Annotated in this window: 1 protein-coding gene; it reads right to left on the bottom strand. The window is 48.0% G+C overall.

Annotated features, from left to right (window positions below; all coding sequences use genetic code 11):
• On the bottom strand, positions 1-500 hold a 500-nt coding region (locus A596_RS23295; protein ID WP_039918872.1), incomplete at both ends, for a hypothetical protein.

The following is a 500-nucleotide window of genomic DNA, read 5'->3' as shown; positions in this document are numbered from 1 at the left end:
TTACTAATGGTGCCTACAATCAATTGACTGCCGGGCAGCAACATTGCAGAGAGTGATGTGGTTGCACGCAATTTCGCGATGATATTAATTTCACCGGATATCGGTGCAGGCAGTTGAATAATTTGGCGATCACTCGCGGGAATTGATTGGCCGTTTGGCAGGGTAATAACCAGTTCGCAATCTGCGCCGGTACCGGGCTGTATTGCAGGAAACAGTGCAATCAAATCAGTGGCGTTTTCAACGTCAATATTCCCCAGATTAATCACACGTTCGGTCTCTGTGTAATTCGCACCGAGTAAGCGGAATGTTAAATCACGATCTTGGTGCGCACTCCACGTGCTGGCATTCGATGATGAAAGCAATACGCCAACGTTGTACGGCTGGCTTGTAACATTTCGTGCACCGACAATATCCCACTTGCCCAATTCCGCCACGCCAACAGAACCGGTTGAGTCATTGCACAAAATCACAATGGCGTATTCGGTTTGCGGCATTAATAC

Source organism: Cellvibrio mixtus subsp. mixtus J3-8 (assembly GCF_000766945.1).
GTDB lineage: Bacteria > Pseudomonadota > Gammaproteobacteria > Pseudomonadales > Cellvibrionaceae > Cellvibrio > Cellvibrio mixtus_A.
Note: the sequence above shows the minus strand (reverse complement) of the source record. Positions and strands in the feature narration are given on the sequence as shown.